We start from the raw sequence: 25850 nt of genomic DNA, 5'->3' as shown, positions 1-25850 counted from the left end.
ATCGTTGCCGGTAGTATGCGAGCAATGCTGATCTGATTACGACGAGCGGGAGAGTCATAACAGTATGAATGATCGTATAAAAAAGTGATTGTGGGTGGTTGTGATACAGGTTTTTATACTTAAGAACAAGGACAATAGCATGAAAAAAATGATATTAGCCAGGAAATATCTGATGGGAGCCGTTATTTTGCCCGGATTGCTGGCATCCGGGATTGTAATGGCTGATTTACATGAAGAACAAAGACAAGGCTTCAGCGCGGCAGATAAAGCTGAAGCTTATGCTGTGGATGATAACGGGGTTGTCGCCAGAAACTCAACAGGCCTATGCTGGCGCACCGGCTACTGGACACCTGCCAAGGCTATTTATGAATGTGATCCTGATCTGGTCAAGCAACCAGAGCAAGTTGTTGAGGCCCCGCCACCGGTAGTGCCGGTCGTGACTGAACCTGAGAAAGTATCTTTCTCAGCAGATGCATTGTTTGATTTTGACAAGGCTGTTCTGAAACCAGCCGGTATGCAGGCGCTAGATGATTTTTCCAGAAACCTGGAAGGGGTGAATTACGATTTGATCATTGCTGTAGGCTATACTGACCGCATCGGCTCGGAAGCGTATAACAAGAAACTTTCTGTAAGACGCGCAGAAGCCGTCAAAAACTATCTGGTTTCCAAGGGAATCGGTGCAGATCGTATCTTTACCGACGGTAAAGGTAAAGCAAATCCGGTTACCGGTGATTCTTGCCAGGGCACTAAAGCAACCAGAACATTAATTAATTGCCTGGCACCGGATCGTCGTGTGGAAATTGAAGTGGCTGGTACGAGAGAAACCATTAACTAAAATTTACCGCGCATTCAACGTGGATCACCTAAAAGCCCTGCCAGCGTGCAGGGCTTTTGGCTATGAAAGCATGAAAAGTGACCCTGTCCTGTCCGATTAATCATTGATCGTTCAAGCGGATATTGCTGGGTAATCGAGAACTTGATACCCTGAACAAAGCTAAACTGTACAGGGATGCAGTTATTGACAAAAGTATCTTTTCAGTTAAATTTGCAGGCAAATTATTGTATGAAAAATGATGGCATCAACGCAGATCCAATGGAACTGGAGAAATTCAGTCAACTGGCGCATCACTGGTGGGATCCAAACAGTGAATTCAAACCGTTGCATGAAATCAATCCACTTCGGTTGAACTATATTGACGAAATTGCAGGGTTGGATGGAAAAACAGTTGTCGATGTCGGTTGTGGCGGCGGGATATTATCCGAATCCATGGCAGCACGTGGTGCCAGGGTGACGGGGATTGACCTGAGCGACAAGGCGCTGAAAGTAGCAAAATTACATCTTCTGGAAAGTGGTCATCAGGTTGATTATCGTAAAATAACTGTGGAAGCGCTTGCGGTGGAACTTCCTCAGCATTATGACATTGTTACCTGCATGGAGATGCTGGAACATGTACCGGATCCTGCCAGCGTCATTCAATCATGTGCCCGTCTTGTAAAAAATGGTGGATGGGTATTTTTTTCGACCTTGAACCGTAATCTGAAAGCGTATCTTTATGCCATCATTGGTGCTGAATATATTCTTCGATTGCTACCACGAGGAACGCATGAGTACGCAAAATTTATTAAACCTTCTGAACTGGCGCGCATGGCGCGTACTGCCGGATTGATAGAGTCCAGGATTATCGGTATGACCTACAATCCAATCACAAAAATCTATGCTCTGGAAGCTGATACCAGTGTCAACTACATCATGACATTCCAAGCCTGATTTAATACAAGCACATCAAATATTCCTGATGATCAGAAAAGCTGTCCTGTTCGATTTCGACGGCACCATTGCGGACACAGCACCGGATCTTGGCCGCGCACTCAACAGGCAGCGTATTGCGCATGATCAGCCGCCTCTGTCGATCGAACTGATCCGTACCGTTGCGTCTGCTGGCGCACGTGGGTTGTTGAATCTTGGTTTTGGTTTGAAACCGGATGATCCCGGTTACCAGGTCATGCGGGAGGAGTTTCTCTCCTTTTATACCGAACAGCTTTGCCAGGATACTCGCCTGTTTCCAGGTATCCCTGAATTACTGGAACAACTGGATGATCAGGCCATCCCATGGGGAATCGTCACTAATAAGCCGGCAAGATTCACTCGGCCGCTCATACACCTGCTTGGATTACATCACCGTGCAGCCTGTATTATCAGTGGAGATGATACTACCTACACCAAGCCTCATCCGGAACCATTGCTTACTGCTTGTCGTCAGATAAACGTAGCTCCTGATCATTGTATTTATCTGGGAGATGATATTCGTGATGTGCAAGCCAGCCTTGCTGCTGGAATAAAACCGATTGTAGCGCTTTATGGTTATCTCGGCACCGGTGATCCACCGGCAACATGGGGAGCATTTGAACTAATTAACCACCCAGGTGATCTATTACGGTATATTTAATCTGTTACAATTTTCCGGTTGAACTTTCTGAGCCACACCAGCTCTTATACATTAAGAATTCATGTTCGGGGGCGATCCGGTTTCGACGTGGGTTGCAAAGCAGCGCAGGGCATACCGAGGTTCAGTACCCTCGTAAAACAGCTGAGAAAAAAATAGTCGCAAACGACGAAAACTACGCTTTAGCCGCTTAATCCGGCTAAACTCCACGCCAGTGGGCCTCAACGCTGGGTCTGGCAACAGACAGTGGAGTCACTAACGAGGATCGCGCTTTGCAGGGTTACTTTACAAAGCGTTAAAAAATAGGTAACTCGCCTATCATCAGCTTGCCGGTTGGCGGATGCCAGGTTAAATTAAACAACATGGCTAAGTATGTAGAACTGTCTGTAGAGGACTTGCGGACGCGGGTTCAATTCCCGCCGCCTCCACCAATAACGAAACCCCAACCGTTCTCGGTTGGGGTTTTTTCTTGCCTGATCGCGCCGATTCCCGCGTGTTGTTGGGGGTTCCTGCGGAAGCCTGCGGACTGCACCGGTCAGCCTTCCAGCCCGTTCCGGGCCATATTCCACTCTCTCCTGGCCATTCCTCGCTCCGACCTCGCTCCCCGAAAGTGGCCCGAAGTCCGCAAAGGCCGCAACGCAGGCCCATACAGATCAAAGGGTTACGCGCGGACGAATCAAGCGGTTGGATTGCGGCATTGGTGGGCAAAAGCAACAAAGATCGTTGTATTTCGTCGGTAGTTATTGACGCCTACCGACAAAATGCAACATTATTGCAGCATGGAAAGCTCGCACCAGACTATTCTGGATCTCGCCGCCCAACGTGGCCTTATCCGCCCATGCGACCTCAATGAGCGTGGGCTGCCGACTGTCGCCCTGACGCGGCTAGTGCGCCAAGGGTTACTGCAGCGGGTTGGACGTGGTCTGTACGCGATTCCGGATCGGCCCGTCTCGGAACACGCTGCGCTAGCCGAGTTAGCCAGCAAGCACCCGCAAGCCATCATTTGCCTGCTGTCAGCGCTTCGGCTACATGAACTCACCACGCAGTCACCGTTCGAGGTCTGGCTGGCCATTCCAAACAAGGCCCGCTCGCCAAAGATGGACTACCCGCCGCTACGCATCGTCCGTTTCTCTGGTGCTGAACCGCCCCGGGTTTTGAGGAGGCTGTTTGGTTAAAGTCAAGCCACCGGAATGGCTTCCCTGGCGAATTGCCTATAGTAGTTTACCTCAGCTTCTGCGGGAGGGATGTAACCGATTGGTTCCAGCAGCCGCTGGTTGTTGAACCAGGCTACCCATTCCAGCGTTGCCAGCTCCACGGCCTCCCTGGTTTTCCAGGGGGCGCGCTTGTGAATCAATTCTGTTTTGTACAGCCCATTGATGGTTTCTGCCAGCGCGTTGTCGTAGCTGTCGCCCTTGCTGCCGACCGAGGGTTCTATTCCGGCTTCGGCGAGTCGCTCGGTATAGCGAATGGAGACATATTGCGAGCCTCTGTCGCTATGGTGTACCAAGGCATCCATCCGCCCCGGTTGCCGGGCATACAGCGCTTGTTCCAGGGCATCCAGCACAAAGTCCGTGCGCATGGAGCTGCTCACCTGCCAGCCCACAATGCGCCGGGCAAATACATCGATGACGAAAGCCACATACAGCCAGCCTTGCCAGGTCGAGACATAGGTGAAGTCTGACACCCACAACTGGTTCGGACGATCTGCCTTGAATTGCCGGTTAACCCGATCCAGTGGACACGGCAGCGCCTTGTCCGGAACTGTGGTGCGCACAACCTTGCCACGCCTGGCGCCTTTCAGCCCTAACCGTTTCATGAGCCGTTCGACCGTACAGCGTGCCACCTGGACATCTTCACGCTTAAGCTGACGCCAGACCTTGTCGGCACCATAGACCTGCATGTTGGTCTGCCAGACCCGCTGTATTTGCGGCAGCAGTTCATCATCACGCAGGACGCGAGCACTGCGCAAAGCCGGATTACGCTGCTGCGCGAAATATCGCCGATACCCTGATGGGGCGACCTGCAAAACCTTGCAGATCGGCTCGACCCCATGGGCGTCGCGGTGCTGGTCGATGAACGATCTCAGGATTTGAGTTTGCGGTCGAGCTCCGCCTGAGCGAAAAAAGCGCTGGCCAGCTTCAGAATCTCATTCGCCTTGCGCAATTCCTTTACTTCGCGTTCCAGGGCTTTGATGCGGTCGCGCTCTTCGCTGGTCACACCGTCTCGCAAGCCGGTATCGGTCTCGTGTTTGCGCACCCATTCAAGCAATGTGTGGGCTGAACAGCCGATCTTCGGCGCGATGGATTCAATCGTCGACCACAACGAGGGATACTCACTGCGGTGTTCCTGCACCAGACGGACTGCGCGCGCTCTTACTTCGGGGGAATATTTATTTGATTTGTTCATGGCTCCATCTTCTCAGATAGTGGAGCCTCCTCAAAACCCGGGGCGGTTCAACCAGCCCTACGGCCATCTGACCATGATCGACAACGTCATCGGCTACGAAGACCGCAAGTTCCTCTACGTCACGATCTCCTCGTACTCGAGCGAGACCAACAGCTGCGGCTTTTGCTTCGATATCACCGGGCCGTGGAGACCGTGAGCCGTGGCCTATCCATTTGAGGAGGATTTCGCCTCCGGCATCCCTTCGGGCTTTTCAAGCAACGGTGGCAATGGTGGGATCACGACCACGTGGAATGCAGTGGAGGAGTCCGCCGATCTCGTGTTCAACAACTCCCAGAGCTTTTGGCGCTTGTCGGACGCTCCGCTGAACACGGACTTCTGGTTCGAGATGGACGTGGAGATCGTTGCATCGGCATCGCCGCCTCCGCACTTCGGTTTCTGGCTCTGGACGGGGGTGGGCACCTACGAAGGGCATCGCCTCTGCGTCTACAACAGCAGTTGGGTCCACTCGTACTGGACAAGCGGCGGCTCTGAGTACGAACAGGTCACCGAAGCGTGGGCAGGCTGGGCTGTGGTTGGCGCGCGCCGCACGATCCGGCTAGAGATCAAGCGCCAAGCGAATCTCGATGTGTGGCTTCTGCAACTGTCGGTGGACGGTGAAATCGTCTGGCGCGACTTCAAGCGCTGGTATCCGTCCCTTCGTCCCTGCATCTTCGGCTACGGGATCACGCTGCGCGTGCATCGGGTCGCAGGCGATGTGAGCAGCGGTCTGGAGGACATGCCGCCACCCGCGCATCGTCGACTCCCTGTCGCACTGGCGAAACGTGTCCTCGTCCCAGACAACGCAGCAGCGCTTCGTTATAGCCATCGCGGCCTGCGCGCGCTGCTCGGCAAGCGCAACCACTACTACCACGGTAACCACCGCATTGCGGGCACGGTGAAGCACCGCGTGAAGGGCGTGATCGCCGATGAGCCGCTTCAGCGGCGCGTGCTGTTGATCGATCAAGCCACCTACGTCGTGGTGCGTGAGACCTGGAGCGACGCCAGTACCGGCGCGTACTCGTTCGATCACATCGATCCGGTGCCTCGCTACCTCGTCATCGCTTTCGACCACGCACGACAGCATCGCGCCGTCATCGCCGACAACCTGCGTGCGCAAACCATGATGGAGTCTCAACCGTGATCCAGATCTCGAACGCGCTCAACGACTATCGCCTGAACGCCGTGGTGAACTTCCTGGCCACCGGCACGGAGAACGCCTGTGTTCGGATCTACGGCGGCGTGCGTCCATCCTTCGGCGCGGCCCCGACCGGCGATCTGCTGGCCGCCATCGTGTTGGTCGAGCCCATCGGCGAGGCGGAGGACGGGATTCTGACCATCACGCCCACCGGCGAAGCCCTGATTCAAACCAGCGGCGAGGCGACCTGGGCGCGCATCGTCAATGGCGACGGTACGCTGGCCTGGGACTGCGACGTGTCCGACCTGAGCGGCACAGGCGAATTGCGCCTCCCGTCGACCACGCTCTACGCCGGGGGCTACACCCGCATCGTGTCCGGCCTGCTGGGGTAGTCGATGAGCAATCCCGGCGACTTGATACTCGCCGCCACGCTGCCCGAACTGAGCTTCACAGCTACGGCGATTCCAAACGCCAACGCCGCGTTGCAGTCGGCGCTACCCGCACTGACATTCACGGCGCAGGCGGTAACACGCACGGATGTGGCGCTGGTGGGCAACTTCCCGCCGCTGGGGATGCTGGCTGAGGCACGGTATCAGTCCTACGCGGTGCGCCCCATCACTGGGCAGAGTTCGACCCGCTGGCAGCACGCCAGCAGGCACAGCAACGGTGCCGTGGATCGGCGCGAGGCTACATCACACCTGCACGAGGCTTCGTGCGCTCAGTGGCAGAGCGCTGGGCCTTGGGTGATCGGCGTGGAAAACCGCCGCACCAGCACGCGCGTGCGCGCGCCCCTGGCCCGACAAACGTGGCACCAAGGGGCTGCGCCCGTGCAGTCCGGTGCGAGCTTGGGCCAAGCCGACGCCATCCGGCTGCGCACGGCGCGTAGAACGGCCTTCGACGAGGCCATCCATGCAGAGTGGCTGAACTGGGCCATCCGGCACCAGGACGGCTGGCGCGACCGCCGGTTTGCGGCTGCATCACCCTATCAGGAGGCCAATCGGTACGCCGGGCACTTCCACACCGAATGCATCCGCAGCGCGGTCTACCTGCGCCGCTGGTGGGGGGCGCTCTGGCAGGCGGCGATGCGCCCCCGACCGGGTCGCCATCCGGCGGTGCCGTTCGTGCCGCCAGTGCCTCCAGCTTGTTACGCGCCGAACGGGCATTTGCTGCTTACCGAGGATGCCGCCACCGATGGCGACCTCTTGTTCGTCTGCGAGCACTACGACCAGCCGCAGGCCGGGTCGGTGCCCGTTCCCATCCGGAGGGTGTATTTCGTGATCAATGAGGTGACGCTGACGCGCTGGCCCGATGGCACGCCGGTGCCCGTGCTGGGCCTATCGCTATCGCTGGATGCCGATTCGTGGGCCTGGGGCTTCGAGGCCACGCTACCGCTGGTGGCTGAGTCTCTGGTGGTGCCCGAAAACATTGACGGTCAGGGCGCAGGGCCCGTGGAACTGATCGCCACGGTCAACGGCACGACCTTCCATGTCCTGGCCGAGAACCTGAGCCGCGAGCGTGCGTTCGGCGACGCCAGCATCCGCCTCTCGGGACGCGGGCGCAGCGCGATGCTGGCTGCTCCCTACGCGCCGGTGATGGCCTTTGCCAATACCGAGCCGCGCAGCGCGCAGCAGTTGATGGAGGATGTGCTGACGTTCAACGGCATCCCGCTGGGCTGGACAGTGGATTGGGCGCTGACTGACTGGCTGGTGCCCACCGGCGTGTTCGCCAAGCAAGGGACGTGGATCGAAGCACTGATCACCATCGTCGGTGCGGCGGGCGGCTACCTGCTGCCGCATCCGTCCGAAAAGACTCTGCGCGTGCGCCATCGCTACCCGGTGGTGCCGTGGGACTGGTGGACGGACGTGACGCCGGACTTCGTGCTGCCAGTGGACACCGTGGGGCGTGAATCGCTGCGCTGGGTCGACAAGCCCGCCTACAACCGGGTGTTCGTGGCAGGCCAGGAGACAGGTGTGCTTGGACAGGTCACGCGCACCGGCACGGCGGGCGATGTGCTCGCCCCGATGGTGGTCGATGCGCTGATCACCCAAGCGGCGGCGGCACGCCAGCGCGGCATTGCGGTGCTGTCGGACACAGGTCGCCAGATCGAGGTCACGCTGCGTCTGCCGGTGCTACCCGAAACCGGAATCATCGAACCGGGCGCTTTCATCGCCTACCAGGACGGTGGCGTGGCGCGGCTGGGGCTGGTGCGCTCGACTCGCATTGACGCAGGCTTGCCAGAGGTCTGGCAGACCCTGGGAGTGCAGAGCTATGCATAACCTCTACCAGCAGTTCCGGCAGTTGCTGCCCGACGCCCCCCTACAAGCAGGCACCGTGCTCGAGGTCGGCTCCGGTATCGCCCTGGTGGTTCTACCCGGTGGCGGCCTGATCCGCGCGCGCGGCAACGCAACCGTGGGTCAGACCGTGTTCGTGCGCGACGAAGTGATCGAGGGCATTGCCTCCTCACTGCCGCTGGAGCTCATCGAGATCTGACGTCCAACCTTCCTGCTGACCTCGAACCCGCCTTGGTGCTCACGCATCAGGCGGGTTTCGCATTTCTGGAGACCCGCAATGACTGAACCCGAACAACAACCCGCAGCACTCGTGGAGAACATGCTCCTGCTGCGCCGCGAGGACTTCGACGAACTGCTCGACCGCGCCGCTGAACGCGGTGCCGAGCGCGTGCTGTCCCATCTCGGCCTCGAAAACGGCCACGCCGCGAAGGACATCCGCGAGCTGCGCGACCTGCTGGAAGCCTGGCGCGATGCCCGTCGCACGGCGTGGCAGACCACCGTCAAGGTCATCACCACCGGCATCCTGGCCGCGTTGCTGGTGGGGGCCGCCATCAAGTTGAAGCTGATGGGAGGCGCTCCATGACCACCACCCTCAAACTCTGCCTGCTCGACGACTGGCGAAAGATCGCGCGCCGCGCCTGGAGCGTCCGCCTGTCTATCGTCGCCGCCATCTTCACGGCGGCGGAAGTGGTGGTGCCACTGTTCGGGGACGTGCTGCCGCGTGGCGTGTTCGTGCTGTTGGCCTTCAGCGCCAGCATCGGCGCGGCCATCGCCCGCTTGGTCGCGCAGCCGGAGATGCACCGATGATCCGGCCGCCGCAACGCCGGACAGTGGCCGCGCTCACGCTGTCCGCTGCAGCGCTGGTGGGCATCGTGCTGCACGAGGGCTACACCGACCGCGCAGTGATTCCGGTCAAGGGCGATGTGCCGACCATCGGGTTCGGTACCACCACCGGAGTGAAGCTGGGCGACACCACCACGCCGCCGAAGGCGCTGGCCCGGGCACTCACCGACGTGCAGCAGTTCGAGGGTGCATTGAAGCAATGCGTCACCGTGCCGCTGGCCCAGAACGAGTACGACGCGCTGGTGAGTTTCTCCTACAACGTCGGCAGCCGCGCGTTCTGCCAATCCACGCTGGTCAGGAAACTCAACGCCGAGGACTACGCCGGGGCCTGCGCCGAACTGCTGCGCTGGCGCTTCTTCCAGGGTAAGGACTGCGCGCTGCCCACCAACGCACGGCTATGCGGCGGGCTGGCCACACGGCGGCAAGCCGAGTACCGCCAATGCCTGGGGGAAACGCCATGAACCTGATTCCGTGGCCTTACCGCTGGCTGGCCATCGCTGCTCTGGCTGTTGCGCTGATTGGCTTCGGCTGGATCAAGGGCGCGGGCCACGTGCAAGCGCAGTGGGACGCCGCCGCCCAGCAACAAACCCTTCAAACCGCCGCCGTCCGCCTGCGTCATGCCGAGGCCACCGTCAAGGTCGTCACGCAGTACGTCGACCGCGTCCGCGTCGTCCGCGAGAAGGGCGACACCATCATCAAGGAGGTTCCTGTCTATGTGCCCGTTCAAGCCGATGCTGCTTGCACTATCAACCGTGGCTTTGTGCGCCTGCACGACGCTGCCGCCGCCAGTGAGCTGCCCGAGCCCGCCCGAGATGCTGATGCGGCCGCCGCAGGCCTTGCACTCTCTGCCGTCGCCGGAACTATCGCCGCCAACTACCAGACCTGCCACGAGAACGCCGAGCAGCTGAGGGCGCTGCAAACGTGGATCAGGGAAATGAAGGTTGCCGGCGAGCAGTAGTGCTCAGCACGTCATCATGGATTGTTCCAGCAACCCGGGCTCCGCGAATCGAAGAACGTGACCTCTGTGCCAAGCGAGGACCGGCCAGTGGCCTTGAGCACCTGATGGCAGAACGCCTGCTGATCTCCGTCTGGTTGACCCGTGAACACCGAGACAGCCATTCGCTTCGGTGGATTCGTCGAGATGGCATTGAGCACATGCTGGTCCCGTTCGTCAAAGCTCCAGCCATAAACGACCAAACTCTCCCCGATCGCTGGCAGGACTTCCTCGTACACGTTCGTCAGGTAGTGACTCCGGCGAATCGCGGCGACTTTCTCCTTGCTGCTTCCTTCGCTAACAAACACCGGTACGTAGTGCCCGGACGACCACTTTCGGGTGATCGCTTCGAGCAAATCGCCCGTCGCGCCAGTGGATGCCGCGATTTTTGTCTCGTCACCAATGTAGTCGCGAGCCACGGAAAGACTGCCGTGCGGGTAGAACACCAGCGTTGCTCCGGCAGCGTGCCCATATGGCCTCCGCAGGTACTCCCAGTCCGTCTGAAATTCACCGTGATGGAAGGCATCCTTGAACCAGCTACCGTTTGCTGCATTGAACAGCAGCATGGCCCAGTACAAGGTGAGGTCGTAGTTCAGGCTGACGACAGTCGGGAACGCGCTCGCGAATGTACCGACCCGTTGTAATTCGGCGGCGACATCGGCATGTATCGGATGCACGCTGTGCACAGCTTCGATCAGCGCTGTTCGCACTTCCGCATATGCCGCAGAGATGTCGGTAGACGGAGTCCCCAAGGCAACGTTGACGTGCTCGGCATACCAGCATGCGAGCAGAACATGTTCGAAGTCGGTCGTGCCGAGCTTGGCGAATATTGGCGCGGTGGTTGCGAGCAACCCTTTTGCGTCAGCAACGCTGTGAAGTGTTGGATAGGCAAACTCCTTGTGGATGGCGATGCTGGCGCCGTTGCCCAGAAGGAGGGACTTCCAACTTTCCGCGCTGATGTCTGCCCAAGTGTCGATTTCGATTCTGTCCATGTTCTTTCACGCACCCGTATTCATCGCGTGGTCTGGCACGCAGAGTCGCAGCAGTTGCGCTCGGATGTCCGCAGGAGTTGCCGTCAAATCCACAGTGGCAAATCGAATGGCGTGCCCCTGGATCAGCACTGTCTCGTCGACCATCTGGCCGATCGCGGGATGCAACAACAATCCACTCGCGTGATCCGCAAGCGCATCACCGCACCCAACCTGGGAGCGCAGATAGGCGTAGATCTGGTACACGTATCCGCTGCGTAGGGTTTCCTCACGGTACCAACCGCTCGTCACAATCGAGGTGAACTTGGTATCGATGACGATCCTCTGCCCGGATGACGGGTGGTCGAGCACGACATCAGTTCGCATCGTCGGCAGGATCTTGTCGATCCCCGCCGTCTTCTGCTCGATCTGCCAGCCCATCGTCCCGCCGCATAGCACCCGCCAGCCCTGCGGACTCAATACGACTTCGTAGAAGCCGCCCACCGCCCGCTCGAACAAACGGCGTACCCACGTCGCTTCTCTGTCCGGCAGAGAGAGTACATTCGCACCCGACGCCTCCGTAGGTAGCACCAGGTCGAACGCCAGCTTTGCGGCTGCCACCATGAACCGGTCGTCCGCATCGTTACGGCCGAAACGATCGGTGCTCATTTGGGCGCGGGTCGGTGCGTCCCCTGATACACCCATTGCCTTCATGCCACCCGCAAGTGCGCGGCACCGATGGGCAACGTCCTTCCTCTGAACGATCCTGGAGATGGACTCCAATGCTGCTCGTACGAAACGATTGCGTGGGGTGTCGATGGTGAGTTCGTCGAACCGGCACGCCACCAGGCCTCTATCCATCAACTGATGGCGTTCAGTGGTCAAGACGTCGATCCGGCCACGCACGCGATTGATGACTGCGTCACGAGATCGATATCCAAGACTCAAGCGGCGACGCTGTCGCACTTCAACCGAGTGGGCAAGGATCTCCGCAACTAGATCCGGTAGATCGTCCGGGCTGTCTTCCAAGCCGATCTTGCCGATGCCGCGAGTGCGGAACAGGTCAGAGGCGTAGAGCATCAGCAGCCAGAGGTTGCGCACCGGAATGCGTCCGATGAACCCCTCAGCGCTCATGGATGCACTTTCCACCTGTTCTGCGACGGCGGTCATCACCAGCCCTGTGTCAGCCGTGCAATCGCCTTTTGTGCTTCGTCGGGCGCGTCGAACCAGTATTCATCCAGCAACGGGCCGATCTCCGTCTCCACGACCTGCTGGAACCACTTCTTCGTGTCTTCCGCCTCCAGTCGATGTGCGGGTGTCACATAGCTGTGACCAATCCGGAATTGCTTGCCAAGGCGTGCATCCGCCGCGATCTGTTCGTTCAGATCGGCGATACGGCGTTCAATATCCGCGACCAAGCCCGGATCGACAGCACACTCCTTGACCACCCACTCCCGCCAAACCTGGCCCAGTCTTGGCTCCAGCCCAACGAAAGCAAAGCGGCGACGCAATGCCAGATCGACCAGTGCAAGTGATCGGTCAGCAATATTCATGGTGCCGACCACATAGAGATTCTCGGGAATATGGACGGGACGTCGTTTGCCGTCCGCATCCGGATAACAGAGTTCCAGCGCTTCGTTGGGCGTCCGTTTGCCCGCCTCAAGCAGCGTCAGCAACTCGCCGAAGATCTGCGCCGGGTTTCCACGGTTGAACCGCCCCGGGTTTTGAGGAGGCTCCACTATCTGAGAAGATGGAGCCATGAACAAATCAAATAAATATTCCCCCGAAGTAAGAGCGCGCGCAGTCCGTCTGGTGCAGGAACACCGCAGTGAGTATCCCTCGTTGTGGTCGACGATTGAATCCATCGCGCCGAAGATCGGCTGTTCAGCCCACACATTGCTTGAATGGGTGCGCAAACACGAGACCGATACCGGCTTGCGAGACGGTGTGACCAGCGAAGAGCGCGACCGCATCAAAGCCCTGGAACGCGAAGTAAAGGAATTGCGCAAGGCGAATGAGATTCTGAAGCTGGCCAGCGCTTTTTTCGCTCAGGCGGAGCTCGACCGCAAACTCAAATCCTGAGATCGTTCATCGACCAGCACCGCGACGCCCATGGGGTCGAGCCGATCTGCAAGGTTTTGCAGGTCGCCCCATCAGGGTATCGGCGATATTTCGCGCAGCAGCGTAATCCGGCTTTGCGCAGTGCTCGCGTCCTGCGTGATGATGAACTGCTGCCGCAAATACAGCGGGTCTGGCAGACCAACATGCAGGTCTATGGTGCCGACAAGGTCTGGCGTCAGCTTAAGCGTGAAGATGTCCAGGTGGCACGCTGTACGGTCGAACGGCTCATGAAACGGTTAGGGCTGAATGATGTGTCAACACTTTTCTGGACACAAAGTTAAGCAGCATTTTGCTGCAACTCGAAATCAACAGGCGATATATACCCATTAGCTGAATGCAATCGCTCTCGGTTGTAAAACACTTCGATATATTCAAACACAGCCTGTTTAGCTTCTTCCCGAGAATGAAACGTTTGATGATGGATCAATTCTATTTTTAAGGTATGGAAGAAGCTTTCCGACACGGCGTTGTCCCAGCAATTTCCCTTCCGGCTCATGCTTTGTTGGATGCCATGCTGCTTTAGTAATTGCCGGTGACTTTCTGAGGCGTATTGGCTACCCCGATCGGTATGCCATAACAGGCCTTTGTCGGGTTTACGTTTCCAAATAGCCATCTGGAGCGCATCGTTGACTAACTGTGTTTTCATATGTGCGGCCATTGACCAGCCTACGACCTGCCGGGAAAACAAGTCGATCACGACCGCCAGATACAACCAGCCTTCCAGGGTATGAATATAAGTGAGATCGCCCACATATACCTGATTTATCTGATCTATGGAAAACTGACGATCCAAATAATTAGGCGCAATAGGCAATTCATGCTTTGAATGAGTGGTAGCTTTAAATCGACGTTTGGTTTTACAGGCCAGTCCGGCTTCCTTCATTAGCCGGCTTATTCGCCGCCGACCCACGGATCGGCCTTGGTGAGACATAGCTATTTTGAGACGGCGGGTGCCGTATGTATTCCGGCTTTTTTTAAATAATTTTTTTACAATACTGCTGAGTTGCTCGTCTTCTCGTTCCCTGAATGAAGGAATTCGATGCAGCCAATCATAGTAAGCACTCTGTGAGACCTGTAAAAATCGGCACATCGATAACACGGTGAATTCACCTTGATGCTGTTTGATCCAGGCGTACTTCACCGTTGCTCCTTGGCAAAGTACGCGGCAGCCTTTTTTAATAGGTCGCGCTCCTCGGTCAGTCGGGCAACCTCTTTTTTTAGCCGCTTTAACTCTTCATAGAGATGTTCGTCAGTGCGCACTGCCTTTATGTTATCAACCGGTCGACTGTATTTACTGATCCAGGTATGTAAGGTGTTTTCATTCACGCCAATTTCTCTGGCGGTTTGGGCTACAGGTTTATCCGATTCAATGGCCAACTTTACCGATGACTCCCTAAATTCAGCTGTATAGACTTTGGGTTTTTCTTGGATCATTTAAATACATTCCTTCTTTCAGTTATTTTAAGGAATGTGTCCGGTTTAGTGTAGCCACATCAGAAAGGCGCCAGGCGTGGCAAGGTTGTGCGCACCACAGTTCCGGACAAGGCGCTGCCGTGTCCACTGGATCGGGTTAACCGGCAATTCAAGGCAGATCGTCCGAACCAGTTGTGGGTGTCAGACTTCACCTATGTCTCGACCTGGCAAGGCTGGCTGTATGTGGCTTTCGTCATCGATGTATTTGCCCGGCGCATTGTGGGCTGGCAGGTGAGCAGCTCCATGCGCACGGACTTTGTGCTGGATGCCCTGGAACAAGCGCTGTATGCCCGGCAACCGGGGCGGATGGATGCCTTGGTACACCATAGCGACAGAGGCTCGCAATATGTCTCCATTCGCTATACCGAGCGACTCGCCGAAGCCGGAATAGAACCCTCGGTCGGCAGCAAGGGCGACAGCTACGACAACGCGCTGGCAGAAACCATCAATGGGCTGTACAAAACAGAATTGATTCACAAGCGCGCCCCCTGGAAAACCAGGGAGGCCGTGGAGCTGGCAACGCTGGAATGGGTAGCCTGGTTCAACAACCAGCGGCTGCTGGAACCAATCGGTTACATCCCTCCCGCAGAAGCTGAGGTAAACTACTATAGGCAATTCGCCAGGGAAGCCATTCCGGTGGCTTGACTTTAACCAAACAGCCTCCTCAAAACCCGGGACGATTCACGGTTGATCTCCTCGATCACCACGACAAACTTCGACGAAGGCTCCTTCGATGCAGCCTTGATGGCTTCCATGAAGACACCGTCCACCAGCGACAACTTGCCTTCGCCAGTGGGGCGCCATCCTCGAACAAAGTCCTCGTAGGACAGGTTGGGGTGGAACTGCACTGCGCGGACCTTGCTGTCGTCCTTCTGCCCCATCAGCGCGAACGCGAGCCGTTTGGCTAGCCAGGTCTTGCCCGTGCCCGGAGGCCCCTGAAGGATGAGGTTCTTTTTTGTGCGCAGACGATCGAGCAAGCGGTCAATCTCGGCCCGCTCCAGGAAACAGCCGTCCTTGAGGATGTCCTCCACCGAGTAGGGAACGATTGGCGCTGCCACCTGAAAGGCTTCGCGAACTTCACCTTCAGTTTCCTGTTCTGCTCCGGCATTGGTACCGATATCGCCAGCCGGCACCGGCTCGTCAACCGGATCTTTGTACATCCAGGACGCAAGCGACAAGTCCGGGAAACTGTGGACCGGATAGCCGTCTTCGCCGAAGCGCGAACGCAAATCGTCCAGCAGCTTCAGATAGGCCCGACCATCACATGGGCCTTGCTGACCACTGATGGCGACATTCAGGCCGAGCCGCTTGTTGATGTAGTGGCGCGACTGGCTATCCAGGGTCAGGAATTCCCACGGATGCGCCCAGTAGAGACCTGTCGAAAGGTTCCATGCGACACCCCACACTTGGGTTGCCTCGTCATAAGCCCGGATGAAGGCATCGCGAGTGTCCAACTGGTCGCCATCGACCATCTTGCTCGCGGCAACGAATACCTTCCATAGCGCGTCGATGTCGCCCGCACCACGCTTGTCGGCATAGGCGAAAAACCAGGAACGTTGGTTGTTGAGAACGGGAATGCCTTCGAATGAAGGCGGGACCGGTACCGTCACACCCAGCAACTTGGCAAGTTCACTCGCGATGGTCTTGCGGTTGGCATCGGTCATGGACCGGTTAAAGGTGCCCATCGTGGTGAACGGGCAAATGTCCCGCAGCGGGCCACTGGTTCCATCGGGAAACTTATCCTGGAGATAGGTCAGCCCCGGCACGCGGGACGCGATCTCGTGGATGCCCTCGATGAGCGGAGTTCGATCGTCTGCGTGGGCCAGCAGCTTTTCGGCCACTGCCTCGTAGAAGTCCGTCCACTCGAAGCGCTGCTTTTCTGGCGAAGTCGTGCCGTAACGCTCCCGCCAGAAGGGCTCGTTGCGAAAGCGATCTACATCCTGCGGCTTGCCTTCAAACGCAAATGCAATCAGCGCTTCGTTCATCCATTCGCCGGGTAGCACCCGCCAGATCGTTGCTCGGTGAGTGTAGAAGTACCACTCCCGTACCGGCTCGACCTTGGCCCAGTTCACCTTCACCCGCTTCCCGTCATTCAGGTTTTCGGTGATCGTGCCGACCGCCTTGATGCCCATAACCGAAACCGCTCGGCCTCGGCTATCGAAGGGCAGACCGTGCTTTCGCGTGTAAGACGACTTGATGGCGATCCGCTCTCCCGGGCGCATGGAACGCACCACATCGAGGAGCTTGTCGTCGTAGCCGTTCTCCCAAATTCCTTCTGCAAGAAATCGCGGCATCTGATCATCATTACCACCATAGCTCGCGCCGACGAACCAGTTTGCTTGCGCGCCTGTGCTGTCTGTTTTTGATGTGGCTACACTAAACCGGACACATTCCTTAAAATAACTGAAAGAAGGAATGTATTTAAATGATCCAAGAAAAACCCAAAGTCTATACAGCTGAATTTAGGGAGTCATCGGTAAAGTTGGCCATTGAATCGGATAAACCTGTAGCCCAAACCGCCAGAGAAATTGGCGTGAATGAAAACACCTTACATACCTGGATCAGTAAATACAGTCGACCGGTTGATAACATAAAGGCAGTGCGCACTGACGAACATCTCTATGAAGAGTTAAAGCGGCTAAAAAAAGAGGTTGCCCGACTGACCGAGGAGCGCGACCTATTAAAAAAGGCTGCCGCGTACTTTGCCAAGGAGCAACGGTGAAGTACGCCTGGATCAAACAGCATCAAGGTGAATTCACCGTGTTATCGATGTGCCGATTTTTACAGGTCTCACAGAGTGCTTACTATGATTGGCTGCATCGAATTCCTTCATTCAGGGAACGAGAAGACGAGCAACTCAGCAGTATTGTAAAAAAATTATTTAAAAAAAGCCGGAATACATACGGCACCCGCCGTCTCAAAATAGCTATGTCTCACCAAGGCCGATCCGTGGGTCGGCGGCGAATAAGCCGGCTAATGAAGGAAGCCGGACTGGCCTGTAAAACCAAACGTCGATTTAAAGCTACCACTCATTCAAAGCATGAATTGCCTATTGCGCCTAATTATTTGGATCGTCAGTTTTCCATAGATCAGATAAATCAGGTATATGTGGGCGATCTCACTTATATTCATACCCTGGAAGGCTGGTTGTATCTGGCGGTCGTGATCGACTTGTTTTCCCGGCAGGTCGTAGGCTGGTCAATGGCCGCACATATGAAAACACAGTTAGTCAACGATGCGCTCCAGATGGCTATTTGGAAACGTAAACCCGACAAAGGCCTGTTATGGCATACCGATCGGGGTAGCCAATACGCCTCAGAAAGTCACCGGCAATTACTAAAGCAGCATGGCATCCAACAAAGCATGAGCCGGAAGGGAAATTGCTGGGACAACGCCGTGTCGGAAAGCTTCTTCCATACCTTAAAAATAGAATTGATCCATCATCAAACGTTTCATTCTCGGGAAGAAGCTAAACAGGCTGTGTTTGAATATATCGAAGTGTTTTACAACCGAGAGCGATTGCATTCAGCTAATGGGTATATATCGCCTGTTGATTTCGAGTTGCAGCAAAATGCTGCTTAACTTTGTGTCCAGAAAAGTGTTGACACATCACATTTCCATCTGCGGCGCAATAGCAACTTGGAGGCGCTTTTTGTCATATTCGGAAACCTGATCTGGCAAAAAAATCATGCCATCGCGATCGACAAATCGCTGAGTCAACCCAGCTTGGAATTCCTGGGATGACATCGGAACCAGAAGGTTGCGCTGGACAAACCAAGCCACCATCCGATCGAACAAAATTCTTGGATCTCGCTCTGCTATGAACTCCAAATTCTTGTTCTTTACCTTAACCACAGGAAGATGGCTGAGGTGCATGGCGACAAAATCCCAAACAGATTCTTCAGTCCCTCCTGACTTGGAGAATCGGTCTTCAAGTCCGCCATTCGGTTTGTATGCAGAAATAACCAAATCTTGTTTAACTGCCGTTGTTGTCGTGATGGCTTTAAAGCTTCCTTTCTGCTTATCAAGAGCAGCAACGTTGGCGACTACGAACCCCGCTTCCTGCAACGATGTTTGAATTGCATTCCAAACACTTGCTTGCGTATTTGAAAACTCGATGGTGACCCAACGACCTGGCTTGAGTGCCTCGTAGACGTTTTTTAAACCGTCCGCCATCATTTTTCGATAGTCGTTCAACGATTTTGACTGTGCTTTGCTTTCGATCGCTTCATCTTTGGCATCGGTCAGCACGCCAAGCCAGCCCTCCCAGAGCGCGTTAAGCTCCGAGTACATGATGTTGGCGCCAAAAGGTGGATCTATGAAAGCATAGTCAATTGAGTTGTGCGGCAGCTTCAGTCCCTGCGTTGATTGCGTCGACAATATTGCGTTCAGCTCATTGATGTCTGTTTTTGATTTGCTCTTTGAGATTGCGTTATCGAGCATCTCAAACATATTCAGCTCTTTGACAAGAGATGGAATATAGAGGGTTCCATTAGTCGGCCCGCCCCCCGCACCCCAAGTACCTGCCTGATAAGTCAAGCCATATCTTTTTGTTATACGGAACGCGACCGTTGTCACCAGTGACTTTAGTAGCGGATGTTCGCACAAGGCATTAAATGCCGCCAATGCAAAGCGATTTCTTCCCGTGTAGAAATGATGAATGTGAGTCAATCCATGGGACTCAATTGGTTGACGGGTATTAAAACCTGTCGGCAACTGGAACGTTGGACACCATTCGGTTGCCCTAAGAGACTCCGTTTTTAGAATCAGGGCAATGTCAGCTTGATCAGGAATCTTTTGAAATCTTTTTTTCCCAACCTTGTAGTTGATCATTACTGGAACCTGGACTGCCTGCTCAACTATATGCCCCAAGTATGGGTCCATCAATTTCTGCCATTTCCTTTCCATTGAGCGCTTCGTTAGTGAAGCGGCACATGAAGGACAGCTGAATTGATCGTTAACCTTCCCCCCCTCTATATCAACGGCAGTATTCCAAAACACAACATCGCCAGCGCATTCTGGGCATGTAAATACATCAGACCATACCGTGTAATTAACTCTGCCGACCGCACAAACTTTCCCTAGGTCGGGGACATCTTTTGAATTGATCTCCTCTACGGCAAGCTGAAGCTGATCGTTAGTTGGGCTATGAGCCGTTTGAAACATCCACCCATACTTTTCCTCGGCTGCGCGAAGCACTTTTTGCGCATCGCGTTGAAATGAGATAGGGTCAGATGGGGTGTTGTAAACATATGAAATAAAACCAGCGACTGGAGATAAGTCGCTCAATATGGCTTTTCTTGCGCCGACCTTCGAAAACGGAACCCACGACTCTTTTCCGTCGACAATCTCTTCTCTCGAAACAACCCCATTCGAGTCCACTTTGTACCCAAGAGACTCAACAATGGCCTTATTTCCGCAAAGTTGGGCTGCTATTCCGGTTGCACCACTGCCCGCAAACGCATCCTGGACTATATCGCCCGGCTCGGTGTACTGAAGGATGTAGCGCATGATCGCTCTATGCGGAACTTTGGTGTGATACGGATGGAGCTTATATAGCGGGTCGTATTTGCCTTCGCTCACATCTGCAAAGAATGGCTCTTTGAGATACTGGACGGATGAGTCGTAAGATTTTCCGTAGTACTGAATAAAATCCTCGATAAAAGGATTCGGGCATGCCGTGTAGTACGGCGGATCAGATAGAGCCAGGATAGCCTCGTCTGTACCCTGCGGAAAGCCTTTGATCTTCCGGAACGCCGGATCTTTCAGCTTCTCGGCCAGCAGCTTGGTGAAGTGCTCGCGCCGCGCGTGTTCGCTGGGGAATGTCTGGCCAAGGCATTCCACCGGGCCAGTCGAGCCAGTCTTTTGGCCGTGCAATAAATCGTTCATAACGTTCGTTCCTCAAATTCTTTTTGTCGTGATCGGGCGATCAAGTCATGTCACTCGATCACGAAGCGCAGCTTGGTGGCATCCTTGCCCTTGCAACGCTCGTTCATGAACGTGTCGAAGCGCTTGCGCAGGTCGTCGGGCGTGGCCGGCGAGCCGCCTTGCAGCAGCGCCTGCTTGATCTCGTCGCCCTTGACCGCAATCTTTTCCAGCCCCGACAGCGCCTCTTGCACGGCATTGGCGAACTCGGAGGTCATCGGGTCCGGCAGCTTGCGTGAGGTGAGGAAGGCGTCGATCAGCTTCTTGGACGCGGGCGGCAGCAGGCCCAGGCTGTCCTGCGTGAACGGGTCTTCCAGGTTCTCCAGCAGGGTCTGCTGCCAGTTGGCCACCAACTGATCCAGGTCATCGTCCAGCTTGTGCAGGCGGTTGGCCGCCGGGATCAGCTCCAACTGCTCGGCAGACGGGCGGAACTGGCAGTGCGGGCAGACGGCGGCCGTGACCAGCGTCGGCTCATCCAGGGAGGAACAGCTCTTCAAGCCGTTGAGGGACTCCTCGAAGGCGGTGAGCTGGCTGGTGGGCATCAGCGACACGCCGGCCAACACGCGCAGCGCCAGCAGGCGGTCATCTTTGCGCAGGGCGTTGCGGGTCTTGTCTTCAGCCACGCCCAGCCGCGCCTTGCTGTGGCTGGCGATGTAGGCGGTGATGTAGTCCTTCTTGAGCTGGTTGAGCGTCTGCCGGTATTCGGCGGCGTGCTCGGCGGTGCGGTCCTGGCTGAGCTTTTCCTGCAGTGCTTTGCGGGCGGTTTCGGCCTGCTTCACCCACGGGTGCTCTGCGGGCAACACCATCTCGGCCTGCGAGAGGTAGGACGCCGTACTGCCCAGTTCCACCACCAGTTCGAGCAGACGCTCGACGGCGGCCAGGATCTCCAGATTCTTCTTCTGGCCGTCCAAGTCTTCCTGCGTGACGCGCAGGTTCTTGAGCTTGCCGACGGTGTTGTACGGCGCCAGCGACTCGGTGAACTTCTTCAGCGAATCCAGCCGGGCGTGCCAGTCCTTGGCTTCTTCTTCGCGCAGCAGGTTCTGGCCCCAAAACCCGAGCTTGCCTTGCTGCAGGTCGGAGCCGGCCTTGAGGACGCGCGGCACCAGCGCACTGACTTTCTCCTGCAGTTTGATGACCGGCTCGGTGTCACCCTGGCTGGCCTTCTGGGCCAGGCCGGACGGGAGGTCGAACAATTCGAACAAGGCACGCAGCACCGCGAGGTTGATCTCTTTCGGCGCCTCGACGTGCTTGAACTGCTTGAGTTCCTCCAGCGAGCGTTCTGCCAGTTGCGCCAGCTTGCCGGAGTCGATCTTGTCGCCGGTGATCGACAGCACGATGTCGCCGGAGTAGACCAGCCCGCCCAGCACGGTGACCAGCAGATCGGGTTCCAGCCGATACTTGGCGGGCACTGTGTCGAAATACTCAATGTCGGACGATCCTGACAGCAGTTCGCTGCGGTTCAGCACCTGGCCGTGGCCATTAGCCTTGAGCCGGTTCAGCACTTCCTGCGCGTAGCGGGAATTTGCAGGCTCGACGCGGTCGCCATCGAGCAACTCCAGCGCATCGAGCACGGCGAGCGCATCCTTGGTGCGAGTACCGCCGGCCAGTGCGCGCAGCGCGTTGCCGATCAGTTGCTTGCGGTTGGCCTCGGTGACCAGCACCGAGAACGTTGGGTATTCCGGAGAGAGATCGACGAAGCGCTGGCCCAGCACCAGGCCCGAAATGACGTTCACCACGTCGCGGAAGTTGATGCGTTCGTCCGCACCCAGCCGCGCCCGGTCACGCAGCGACACGCCTTTTGCCCACTCCTGCAGGTTCTTTTTCTTGCCCTGGTAGGTGACTTCGAAGGCGGTCATCTGCTTTTCCTGCAGCCACTTGCTCATGGCGCGCAGGAAGTCTTGCGCCTTGGACAGGTAGATAGCCTTGGCGCCGCCACTGGCGGTGGAGGCCAGATCCAGTGCCGCCGCGTAGGACGACAGGTGTCGCTTGAGATCGTCGTCCAGCCCGGTGAGGCGGAAGAAGACCTCGTCCGACAGGTTGTTGTCGGCGAACTTCGGCTTGTCGAAGGGCTGGATGAAGTAGACGTAGAAGTCGCGCTCGGGCTGGGCCGTGGGCCGATCGTTCGGCGCCCCGAAAAACAGGTAGCCCATGCGTTCGACACGACGCTCCTGCCACTCCAGCTGGTACTGCCAGATCTGGAAGCCGGGGTAACGCAGGTCATCGCTGCACTCCATCAGCGCCTTGACGGCACTGTAGTAGGCGCGGTCCAGCGCGTCGTCGGACAGGGCTTCGGCGCGCTTTTCGATCTGGGCGTCGTAGTCGATGTCCTTCTTGAGGTCGAGGTAGTACTGCTCGGTGTCCGGCGCCTTGGAGATGAACTGGCCGTTGACGGTCTTCAGCACTTCCCGCATCACGGTCTGCACCATCGACAGCAGGTTCTCGGCCGGATCGCCCGGCATGTCTTCCACGCCCGGCTGGAACAGACACAGGGCGTCGCGCAGCTCGGCAGCCGTGGGGCCGATGGGCACATGGATGTCGCCGCCCGTGGTCAAGCGGTGGACGGCCAGCGCGTTGATGACGCGCAGCGCCATTGCCTTATAGGCCGGGCGCGTGAAGGCTTGCTGGACCCGCGACTCCAGTACCTCGGAGACGCGCATCACTTCTTTGATGTTCGGGTCAGCGCGCAGGACCGAGTTGGTCTTGATGGTGTTCCAGAAGCTCTCGTAGCTGATGAACAGCGGCTTGTCAGTGGGCACGTCCTGGTCGAGGATGGCCAGCATGGCGGACTCGATGGTCTTGAGGGCGCCGCGCTTCTCGGTGAAGTGGATCTGCTCGAAGGTCTTCAGGTAGTCGGGGTGAACCGGGAACAGCCGCACATACTCATCCATGCGCTCGTTCATGGAGCCGTAGAACTTGGCGAACGGTGTGAGGTACTCGCGAATCTTGTTTTGCTGGTCGGCAGTCTTCTTGAGCAGGCGCGCGGAGACGACGAAGCTGACGTCCTGGCGGTCTATCAGGATCTGCGTGAAGCGCTCGTTGACGCGGCGCATGCTGTCGGCCACGTGTTGGAAGCGCAGGCTGTCGAAGATGGCCTCCTGCACACCGGCCACGAAGCGAAACTTGAGGTGTTTGGTGACCTCGCCGATTTGGCGCAAGATGGCCAGGTCCTGGACCAGTTCGTGGTCTTTACGGGACTGTAAGAATTCGAGGAACTCATCGACAACGAGCAGCACGCCCTGGTCGGGGAATTTCTCCGCAAACGCGGCCATCATCTCCTCGAAGGAGTCCTTGTTGTTGAGCTCCTTGTCGGCAGTCGGGAAGGTGTAGTCGACGCCGATCTTTTCGAGGAAACGCTCAAGCTGCAGGGTGATGATCTGGCGCAGTGGCATCTGCAGCCCACCCACCTCGATGCGCAGCACCTTGAAGCGGCCAGCGATCGGGGCAACCGCCTCGGCGACCTTGGGGTGGCGGATCATCGGTGCGTAGGCTGCGTCTTCAGCCACCAGTGACAGCACCGACATCAAGTGCGACTTACCGGTGCCGTAGTTGCCGACGATCAGCACCCCCTTGTGATCGACCGAGTCGTCAAAACTGAGCTGAGGAACCATGAGCTTGGAGATCCGCTCGGCCATGTCGTCGGAGATGACATAGGTCGCGACGAGCTTCTTGGCCTCGTCCGGGCGCCCGGCATCGAGCAGTTGAATGACTGACTCGATCTGCTCGAACTGGATCAGATCCCCGTATTTCATGTTCTTGGCCATATGGTTCTCTTTTCCCCGTAGCGTCAAATTTCGAGTACGACCACGCCGTCGCGGCTGTATTCACGATGTTCTGGGTGGCTCATGTCGGCGTACACCAAGCGATCACCGCGCAGCTCGCCTGGCCAGACGGCCACGACGCGCTTGGAATGAGCCAGCCGCCTGACGAGGTCAAGCGGGTTGATCTGCAGGCCCGGCTCGAACAACAACTCGAGGTTGTCGAGCAGCAGTGGGTCTTCCGTTCGTTCCTTGTCCGCAATTTCCCGCAGCAGTTCGCCTGCCGAGAAGCCGCGCTTGTTGTTCGGCGTAGCTGCCAAACGGCGGCCTAGCTCCAGGCCAACGTTGAGCGGCTCGATGCTGAGCTTTGCGCCCAATTGTCGGAGCAGCTGGGTCTTGCCGCTGCGGCTGGGTCCGACCAGCAGGATCAACTTGCTGTTGAGGTCGCCGATTTCGCCGATGAGTCGTTCGAGTTTTGCGAGCATGCTCATCCCCTCAGTCCGACTCGGCTTCGAGCCGTTGTTGATCAGGGGATCGGTAGCCCGGCGCCAGCACGGCGTTGCGCACGCCGTAGATGGCCAGGTGGTCCTTCAGCCATAACCGATACTCGTGCCCGCGCAAGCTGTGGTCGGGCGTGCAGTCCACGCTCCATTGGCGAAGGATGTAACCGGCGGTGGCTGCCCGCAGCTTCATCCGCAGCACGCCACCTTGCATGCTGTAGTCCATCTCGGTGATCTCCGGCCGGGGTTGATCCGGGTGCGGTACCAGCTCCAGCTCGACGATCCGGGTCCACTGAATGTCCTGATCGCTCATCTCGTGGGGCGCCACTGGCTGCCCCTTGAGCACCACCGGGCGCTTGATCCGAGTGATGACGAAATCCCGGAACTCCTGCGACTTCCGGTCGAAGGCGCGGACGTGCCAGCGCAGACCGTTGTCGATCAGCGCGAATGGGACGATCTCCCGCTCGGTGCGGCCACTGGAGATGGAGTGGTGCTCGATGCCGAGCGGACACTCCTGGTGAATCGCACGGGTCACGCTCGCAAGCACATCCAGATCCGGATGCGTGAGCCGTGACGGGCTCTCGCTGGCCACCCACGCCTTGAGCCGCATCGGCTCACCATCGCCAAAGCCCTGGGTCAGCCACGACAGCACCCGCTCCGGGGGGAAGTCGAAGACGGGTCGGAAGTCCGGCCCCAGGACGTAGGACTTGCCCTTGGAGTCGTAATCAATGTTGCCCGGGGCCAACTCCTTGTACAGCGCCAGATCCCTGGATGCGGCGGCGGACTGGATGCCAAACCGCGTGACCAAGTCCTGGCGGCGTATCTCCCCGATGAAGCGCACGCGCAACTCCACGAACGCGAGCCGGTCGCGTTGTGGCTGGGTTAGATCTGCAAGCTGTTCGTTCGACATCCTGGCTGGCTCGTTCGGGTTAGCGAATGCTTGTACGGGTTATTGC

The 25850-nt window shown here is 57.2% G+C and carries 24 protein-coding genes, 1 other RNA gene, 2 pseudogenes and 2 other annotated features; of the genes and pseudogenes, 17 read left to right on the top strand and 10 right to left on the bottom strand.

The window, feature by feature from the left end; genetic code table 11:
- Positions 1-139: 139 nt before the first annotated feature.
- The 5 genes from ACZ5EJ_RS11775 to ACZ5EJ_RS11755 all read left to right on the top strand — a co-directional run bounded on the left by ACZ5EJ_RS11775 (position 140) and on the right by ACZ5EJ_RS11755 (position 3619).
- Entirely contained in the window at positions 140-835 is a 696-nt protein-coding gene (locus ACZ5EJ_RS11775) for an OmpA family protein (protein WP_074456412.1), read from the top strand.
- Between the two features lie 228 nt (positions 836-1063).
- Positions 1064-1768: a bifunctional 2-polyprenyl-6-hydroxyphenol methylase/3-demethylubiquinol 3-O-methyltransferase UbiG gene (gene ubiG / locus ACZ5EJ_RS11770; RefSeq protein WP_464557178.1), complete on the top strand. Its 705-nt coding sequence runs from the start codon at positions 1064-1066 to the stop codon at positions 1766-1768.
- Positions 1769-1796: 28 nt separating this feature from the next.
- Entirely contained in the window at positions 1797-2447 is a 651-nt protein-coding gene (locus ACZ5EJ_RS11765; protein WP_011635466.1) for an HAD family hydrolase, read from the top strand.
- A 67-nt stretch (positions 2448-2514) separates the two neighbouring features.
- Positions 2515-2875, top strand: a transfer-messenger RNA (tmRNA) gene (gene ssrA, locus ACZ5EJ_RS11760).
- A 348-nt stretch (positions 2876-3223) separates the two neighbouring features.
- Complete coding sequence (locus ACZ5EJ_RS11755; protein WP_464557176.1) at positions 3224-3619, top strand: type IV toxin-antitoxin system AbiEi family antitoxin domain-containing protein; 396 nt, start codon at positions 3224-3226, stop codon at positions 3617-3619.
- Between the two features lie 2 nt (positions 3620-3621).
- On the opposite strand, the gene ACZ5EJ_RS11750 is transcribed toward ACZ5EJ_RS11755, so the two are convergent.
- A protein-coding gene (locus ACZ5EJ_RS11750; RefSeq protein WP_464556777.1) for an IS3 family transposase occupies positions 3622-4850 on the bottom strand; the annotation gives its coding sequence in 2 pieces (ribosomal slippage) (positions 3622-4571 and positions 4571-4850; 1230 coding nt in all).
- Positions 4456-4572, bottom strand: a sequence feature (AL1L pseudoknot). It overlaps the preceding gene by 117 nt.
- Between ACZ5EJ_RS11750 and ACZ5EJ_RS11745 the strand changes: the two genes are divergently transcribed.
- The 9 genes from ACZ5EJ_RS11745 (at position 4849) to ACZ5EJ_RS11705 (ending at position 10116) form a co-directional block, all read left to right on the top strand.
- Positions 4849-5046 (top strand): hypothetical protein, encoded by a 198-nt coding sequence (locus ACZ5EJ_RS11745; protein ID WP_464557174.1) that lies wholly within the window; start codon positions 4849-4851, stop codon positions 5044-5046. The two genes, ACZ5EJ_RS11750 and ACZ5EJ_RS11745, sit on opposite strands and share 2 nt — an antisense overlap.
- A 3-nt stretch (positions 5047-5049) precedes the next feature.
- The gene (locus ACZ5EJ_RS11740) at positions 5050-6030 is read left to right on the top strand and encodes a hypothetical protein (RefSeq protein WP_464557172.1); all 981 of its coding nucleotides are present in this window, start codon (positions 5050-5052) and stop codon (positions 6028-6030) included.
- Entirely contained in the window at positions 6027-6416 is a 390-nt protein-coding gene (locus ACZ5EJ_RS11735; protein WP_464557170.1) for a hypothetical protein, read from the top strand. Before ACZ5EJ_RS11740 ends, ACZ5EJ_RS11735 begins: the two co-directional genes overlap by 4 nt.
- A gap of 3 nt (positions 6417-6419) precedes the next feature.
- Positions 6420-8300 carry a hypothetical protein gene (locus ACZ5EJ_RS11730; protein ID WP_464557168.1) on the top strand — a complete coding sequence of 627 codons (1881 nt, stop codon included), beginning with the start codon at positions 6420-6422 and terminating at the stop codon, positions 8298-8300.
- Positions 8293-8514 carry a hypothetical protein gene (locus ACZ5EJ_RS11725; protein WP_464557166.1) on the top strand — a complete coding sequence of 74 codons (222 nt, stop codon included), beginning with the start codon at positions 8293-8295 and terminating at the stop codon, positions 8512-8514. Before ACZ5EJ_RS11730 ends, ACZ5EJ_RS11725 begins: the two co-directional genes overlap by 8 nt.
- 78 nt (positions 8515-8592) lie before the next feature.
- Positions 8593-8898 (top strand): DUF6127 family protein, encoded by a 306-nt coding sequence (locus ACZ5EJ_RS11720; protein WP_464557164.1) that lies wholly within the window; start codon positions 8593-8595, stop codon positions 8896-8898.
- Positions 8895-9122 carry a DUF7940 domain-containing protein gene (locus ACZ5EJ_RS11715; protein ID WP_464557162.1) on the top strand — a complete coding sequence of 76 codons (228 nt, stop codon included), beginning with the start codon at positions 8895-8897 and terminating at the stop codon, positions 9120-9122. Before ACZ5EJ_RS11720 ends, ACZ5EJ_RS11715 begins: the two co-directional genes overlap by 4 nt.
- Positions 9119-9619: a lysozyme gene (locus ACZ5EJ_RS11710; RefSeq protein ID WP_464557161.1), complete on the top strand. Its 501-nt coding sequence runs from the start codon at positions 9119-9121 to the stop codon at positions 9617-9619. The genes ACZ5EJ_RS11715 and ACZ5EJ_RS11710 overlap by 4 nt, the downstream gene beginning before the upstream one ends.
- The gene (locus ACZ5EJ_RS11705) at positions 9616-10116 is read left to right on the top strand and encodes a hypothetical protein (RefSeq protein WP_464557159.1); all 501 of its coding nucleotides are present in this window, start codon (positions 9616-9618) and stop codon (positions 10114-10116) included. Before ACZ5EJ_RS11710 ends, ACZ5EJ_RS11705 begins: the two co-directional genes overlap by 4 nt.
- A 14-nt stretch (positions 10117-10130) precedes the next feature.
- Here ACZ5EJ_RS11705 and ACZ5EJ_RS11700 read toward each other — a convergent pair whose 3' ends face one another.
- Genes ACZ5EJ_RS11700 through ACZ5EJ_RS11690 form a run of 3 tightly spaced genes read right to left on the bottom strand, consistent with a single transcriptional unit; the run spans position 10131 to position 12880 of the window.
- The gene (locus tag ACZ5EJ_RS11700) at positions 10131-11144 is read right to left on the bottom strand and encodes a DUF4917 family protein (protein ID WP_464557157.1); all 1014 of its coding nucleotides are present in this window, start codon (positions 11142-11144) and stop codon (positions 10131-10133) included.
- A 6-nt stretch (positions 11145-11150) separates the two neighbouring features.
- Positions 11151-12290, bottom strand: a complete 1140-nt coding sequence (gene mcrC / locus ACZ5EJ_RS11695; RefSeq protein ID WP_464557156.1) for a 5-methylcytosine-specific restriction endonuclease system specificity protein McrC — start codon at positions 12288-12290, stop codon at positions 11151-11153.
- Positions 12290-12880, bottom strand: coding sequence for an AAA family ATPase (locus ACZ5EJ_RS11690; RefSeq protein ID WP_464557154.1), 591 nt, complete (start codon positions 12878-12880; stop codon positions 12290-12292). Before ACZ5EJ_RS11690 ends, mcrC begins: the two co-directional genes overlap by 1 nt.
- On the opposite strand from ACZ5EJ_RS11690, the pseudogene ACZ5EJ_RS11685 reads away from it, so the two are divergent.
- Positions 12879-13495, top strand: a pseudogene (locus ACZ5EJ_RS11685) (IS3 family transposase); the annotation flags it as partial. The gene ACZ5EJ_RS11690 and the pseudogene ACZ5EJ_RS11685 sit on opposite strands and share 2 nt — an antisense overlap.
- Positions 13157-13273 (top strand) — a sequence feature (AL1L pseudoknot). Its footprint overlaps the pseudogene before it by 117 nt.
- A 23-nt stretch (positions 13496-13518) precedes the next feature.
- On the opposite strand, the gene ACZ5EJ_RS11680 reads toward ACZ5EJ_RS11685, so the two are convergent.
- Positions 13519-14675 (bottom strand): IS3 family transposase gene (locus ACZ5EJ_RS11680; RefSeq protein ID WP_160803619.1). Its coding sequence is split into 2 segments (ribosomal slippage): positions 13519-14405 and positions 14405-14675, totalling 1158 coding nucleotides; the frame shifts between segments, so codons are not numbered across the junction.
- Positions 14676-14738: 63 nt separating this feature from the next.
- Here ACZ5EJ_RS11680 and ACZ5EJ_RS11675 point away from each other — a divergent pair.
- Positions 14739-15359: pseudogene (locus ACZ5EJ_RS11675) on the top strand (IS3 family transposase); the annotation flags it as partial.
- Positions 15360-15361: 2 nt separating this feature from the next.
- Here ACZ5EJ_RS11675 and ACZ5EJ_RS11670 read toward each other — a convergent pair.
- Complete coding sequence (locus tag ACZ5EJ_RS11670) at positions 15362-17008, bottom strand: McrB family protein (protein WP_464557153.1); 1647 nt, start codon at positions 17006-17008, stop codon at positions 15362-15364.
- A 131-nt stretch (positions 17009-17139) separates the two neighbouring features.
- On the opposite strand from ACZ5EJ_RS11670, the gene ACZ5EJ_RS11665 reads away from it, so the two are divergent.
- Positions 17140-18296 (top strand): IS3 family transposase gene (locus tag ACZ5EJ_RS11665; RefSeq protein WP_160803619.1). Its coding sequence is split into 2 segments (ribosomal slippage): positions 17140-17410 and positions 17410-18296, totalling 1158 coding nucleotides; the frame shifts between segments, so codons are not numbered across the junction.
- Between the two features lie 27 nt (positions 18297-18323).
- Here the strand turns inward: ACZ5EJ_RS11665 and ACZ5EJ_RS11660 are convergent.
- Genes ACZ5EJ_RS11660 through ACZ5EJ_RS11645 form a run of 4 tightly spaced genes read right to left on the bottom strand, consistent with a single transcriptional unit; the run spans position 18324 to position 25804 of the window.
- Positions 18324-20603, bottom strand: a complete 2280-nt coding sequence (locus tag ACZ5EJ_RS11660) for a DNA methyltransferase (RefSeq protein WP_464557151.1) — start codon at positions 20601-20603, stop codon at positions 18324-18326.
- A 50-nt stretch (positions 20604-20653) separates the two neighbouring features.
- Positions 20654-24400 (bottom strand): DUF6079 family protein, encoded by a 3747-nt coding sequence (locus tag ACZ5EJ_RS11655; protein ID WP_464557149.1) that lies wholly within the window; start codon positions 24398-24400, stop codon positions 20654-20656.
- A 23-nt stretch (positions 24401-24423) separates the two neighbouring features.
- Complete coding sequence (brxF, locus tag ACZ5EJ_RS11650) at positions 24424-24879, bottom strand: BREX-3 system P-loop-containing protein BrxF (RefSeq protein ID WP_464557147.1); 456 nt, start codon at positions 24877-24879, stop codon at positions 24424-24426.
- 10 nt (positions 24880-24889) lie between these two features.
- On the bottom strand, positions 24890-25804 hold the full coding sequence (locus ACZ5EJ_RS11645) for a WYL domain-containing protein (RefSeq protein ID WP_464557145.1): 915 nt from the start codon (positions 25802-25804) through the stop codon (positions 24890-24892).
- Positions 25805-25850: the final 46 nt, after the last annotated feature.

This window comes from Nitrosomonas sp. TNE100 (genome assembly GCF_055387135.1).
Note: the sequence above shows the minus strand (reverse complement) of the source record. Positions and strands in the feature narration are given on the sequence as shown.

Excerpts from the sequence above, each read along its gene's own strand:
- ACZ5EJ_RS11775 (WP_074456412.1), top strand. The coding sequence starts at position 140 with ATGAAAAAAATGATATTAGCCAGGAAATATCTGATGGGAGCCGTTATT.
- ubiG (WP_464557178.1), top strand. The coding sequence starts at position 1,064 with ATGAAAAATGATGGCATCAACGCAGATCCAATGGAACTGGAGAAATTC.
- ACZ5EJ_RS11765 (WP_011635466.1), top strand. The coding sequence starts at position 1,797 with ATGATCAGAAAAGCTGTCCTGTTCGATTTCGACGGCACCATTGCGGAC.
- ACZ5EJ_RS11755 (WP_464557176.1), top strand. The coding sequence starts at position 3,224 with ATGGAAAGCTCGCACCAGACTATTCTGGATCTCGCCGCCCAACGTGGC.
- ACZ5EJ_RS11745 (WP_464557174.1), top strand. The coding sequence starts at position 4,849 with ATGGCTCCATCTTCTCAGATAGTGGAGCCTCCTCAAAACCCGGGGCGG.
- ACZ5EJ_RS11730 (WP_464557168.1), top strand. The coding sequence starts at position 6,420 with ATGAGCAATCCCGGCGACTTGATACTCGCCGCCACGCTGCCCGAACTG.
- ACZ5EJ_RS11725 (WP_464557166.1), top strand. The coding sequence starts at position 8,293 with ATGCATAACCTCTACCAGCAGTTCCGGCAGTTGCTGCCCGACGCCCCC.
- ACZ5EJ_RS11720 (WP_464557164.1), top strand. The coding sequence starts at position 8,593 with ATGACTGAACCCGAACAACAACCCGCAGCACTCGTGGAGAACATGCTC.
- ACZ5EJ_RS11715 (WP_464557162.1), top strand. The coding sequence starts at position 8,895 with ATGACCACCACCCTCAAACTCTGCCTGCTCGACGACTGGCGAAAGATC.
- ACZ5EJ_RS11710 (WP_464557161.1), top strand. The coding sequence starts at position 9,119 with ATGATCCGGCCGCCGCAACGCCGGACAGTGGCCGCGCTCACGCTGTCC.
- ACZ5EJ_RS11705 (WP_464557159.1), top strand. The coding sequence starts at position 9,616 with ATGAACCTGATTCCGTGGCCTTACCGCTGGCTGGCCATCGCTGCTCTG.
- ACZ5EJ_RS11700 (WP_464557157.1), bottom strand. The coding sequence starts at position 11,144 with ATGGACAGAATCGAAATCGACACTTGGGCAGACATCAGCGCGGAAAGT.
- mcrC (WP_464557156.1), bottom strand. The coding sequence starts at position 12,290 with ATGACCGCCGTCGCAGAACAGGTGGAAAGTGCATCCATGAGCGCTGAG.
- ACZ5EJ_RS11690 (WP_464557154.1), bottom strand. The coding sequence starts at position 12,880 with ATGGCTCCATCTTCTCAGATAGTGGAGCCTCCTCAAAACCCGGGGCGG.
- ACZ5EJ_RS11670 (WP_464557153.1), bottom strand. The coding sequence starts at position 17,008 with ATGCCGCGATTTCTTGCAGAAGGAATTTGGGAGAACGGCTACGACGAC.
- ACZ5EJ_RS11660 (WP_464557151.1), bottom strand. The coding sequence starts at position 20,603 with ATGAACGATTTATTGCACGGCCAAAAGACTGGCTCGACTGGCCCGGTG.
- ACZ5EJ_RS11655 (WP_464557149.1), bottom strand. The coding sequence starts at position 24,400 with ATGGCCAAGAACATGAAATACGGGGATCTGATCCAGTTCGAGCAGATC.
- brxF (WP_464557147.1), bottom strand. The coding sequence starts at position 24,879 with ATGCTCGCAAAACTCGAACGACTCATCGGCGAAATCGGCGACCTCAAC.
- ACZ5EJ_RS11645 (WP_464557145.1), bottom strand. The coding sequence starts at position 25,804 with ATGTCGAACGAACAGCTTGCAGATCTAACCCAGCCACAACGCGACCGG.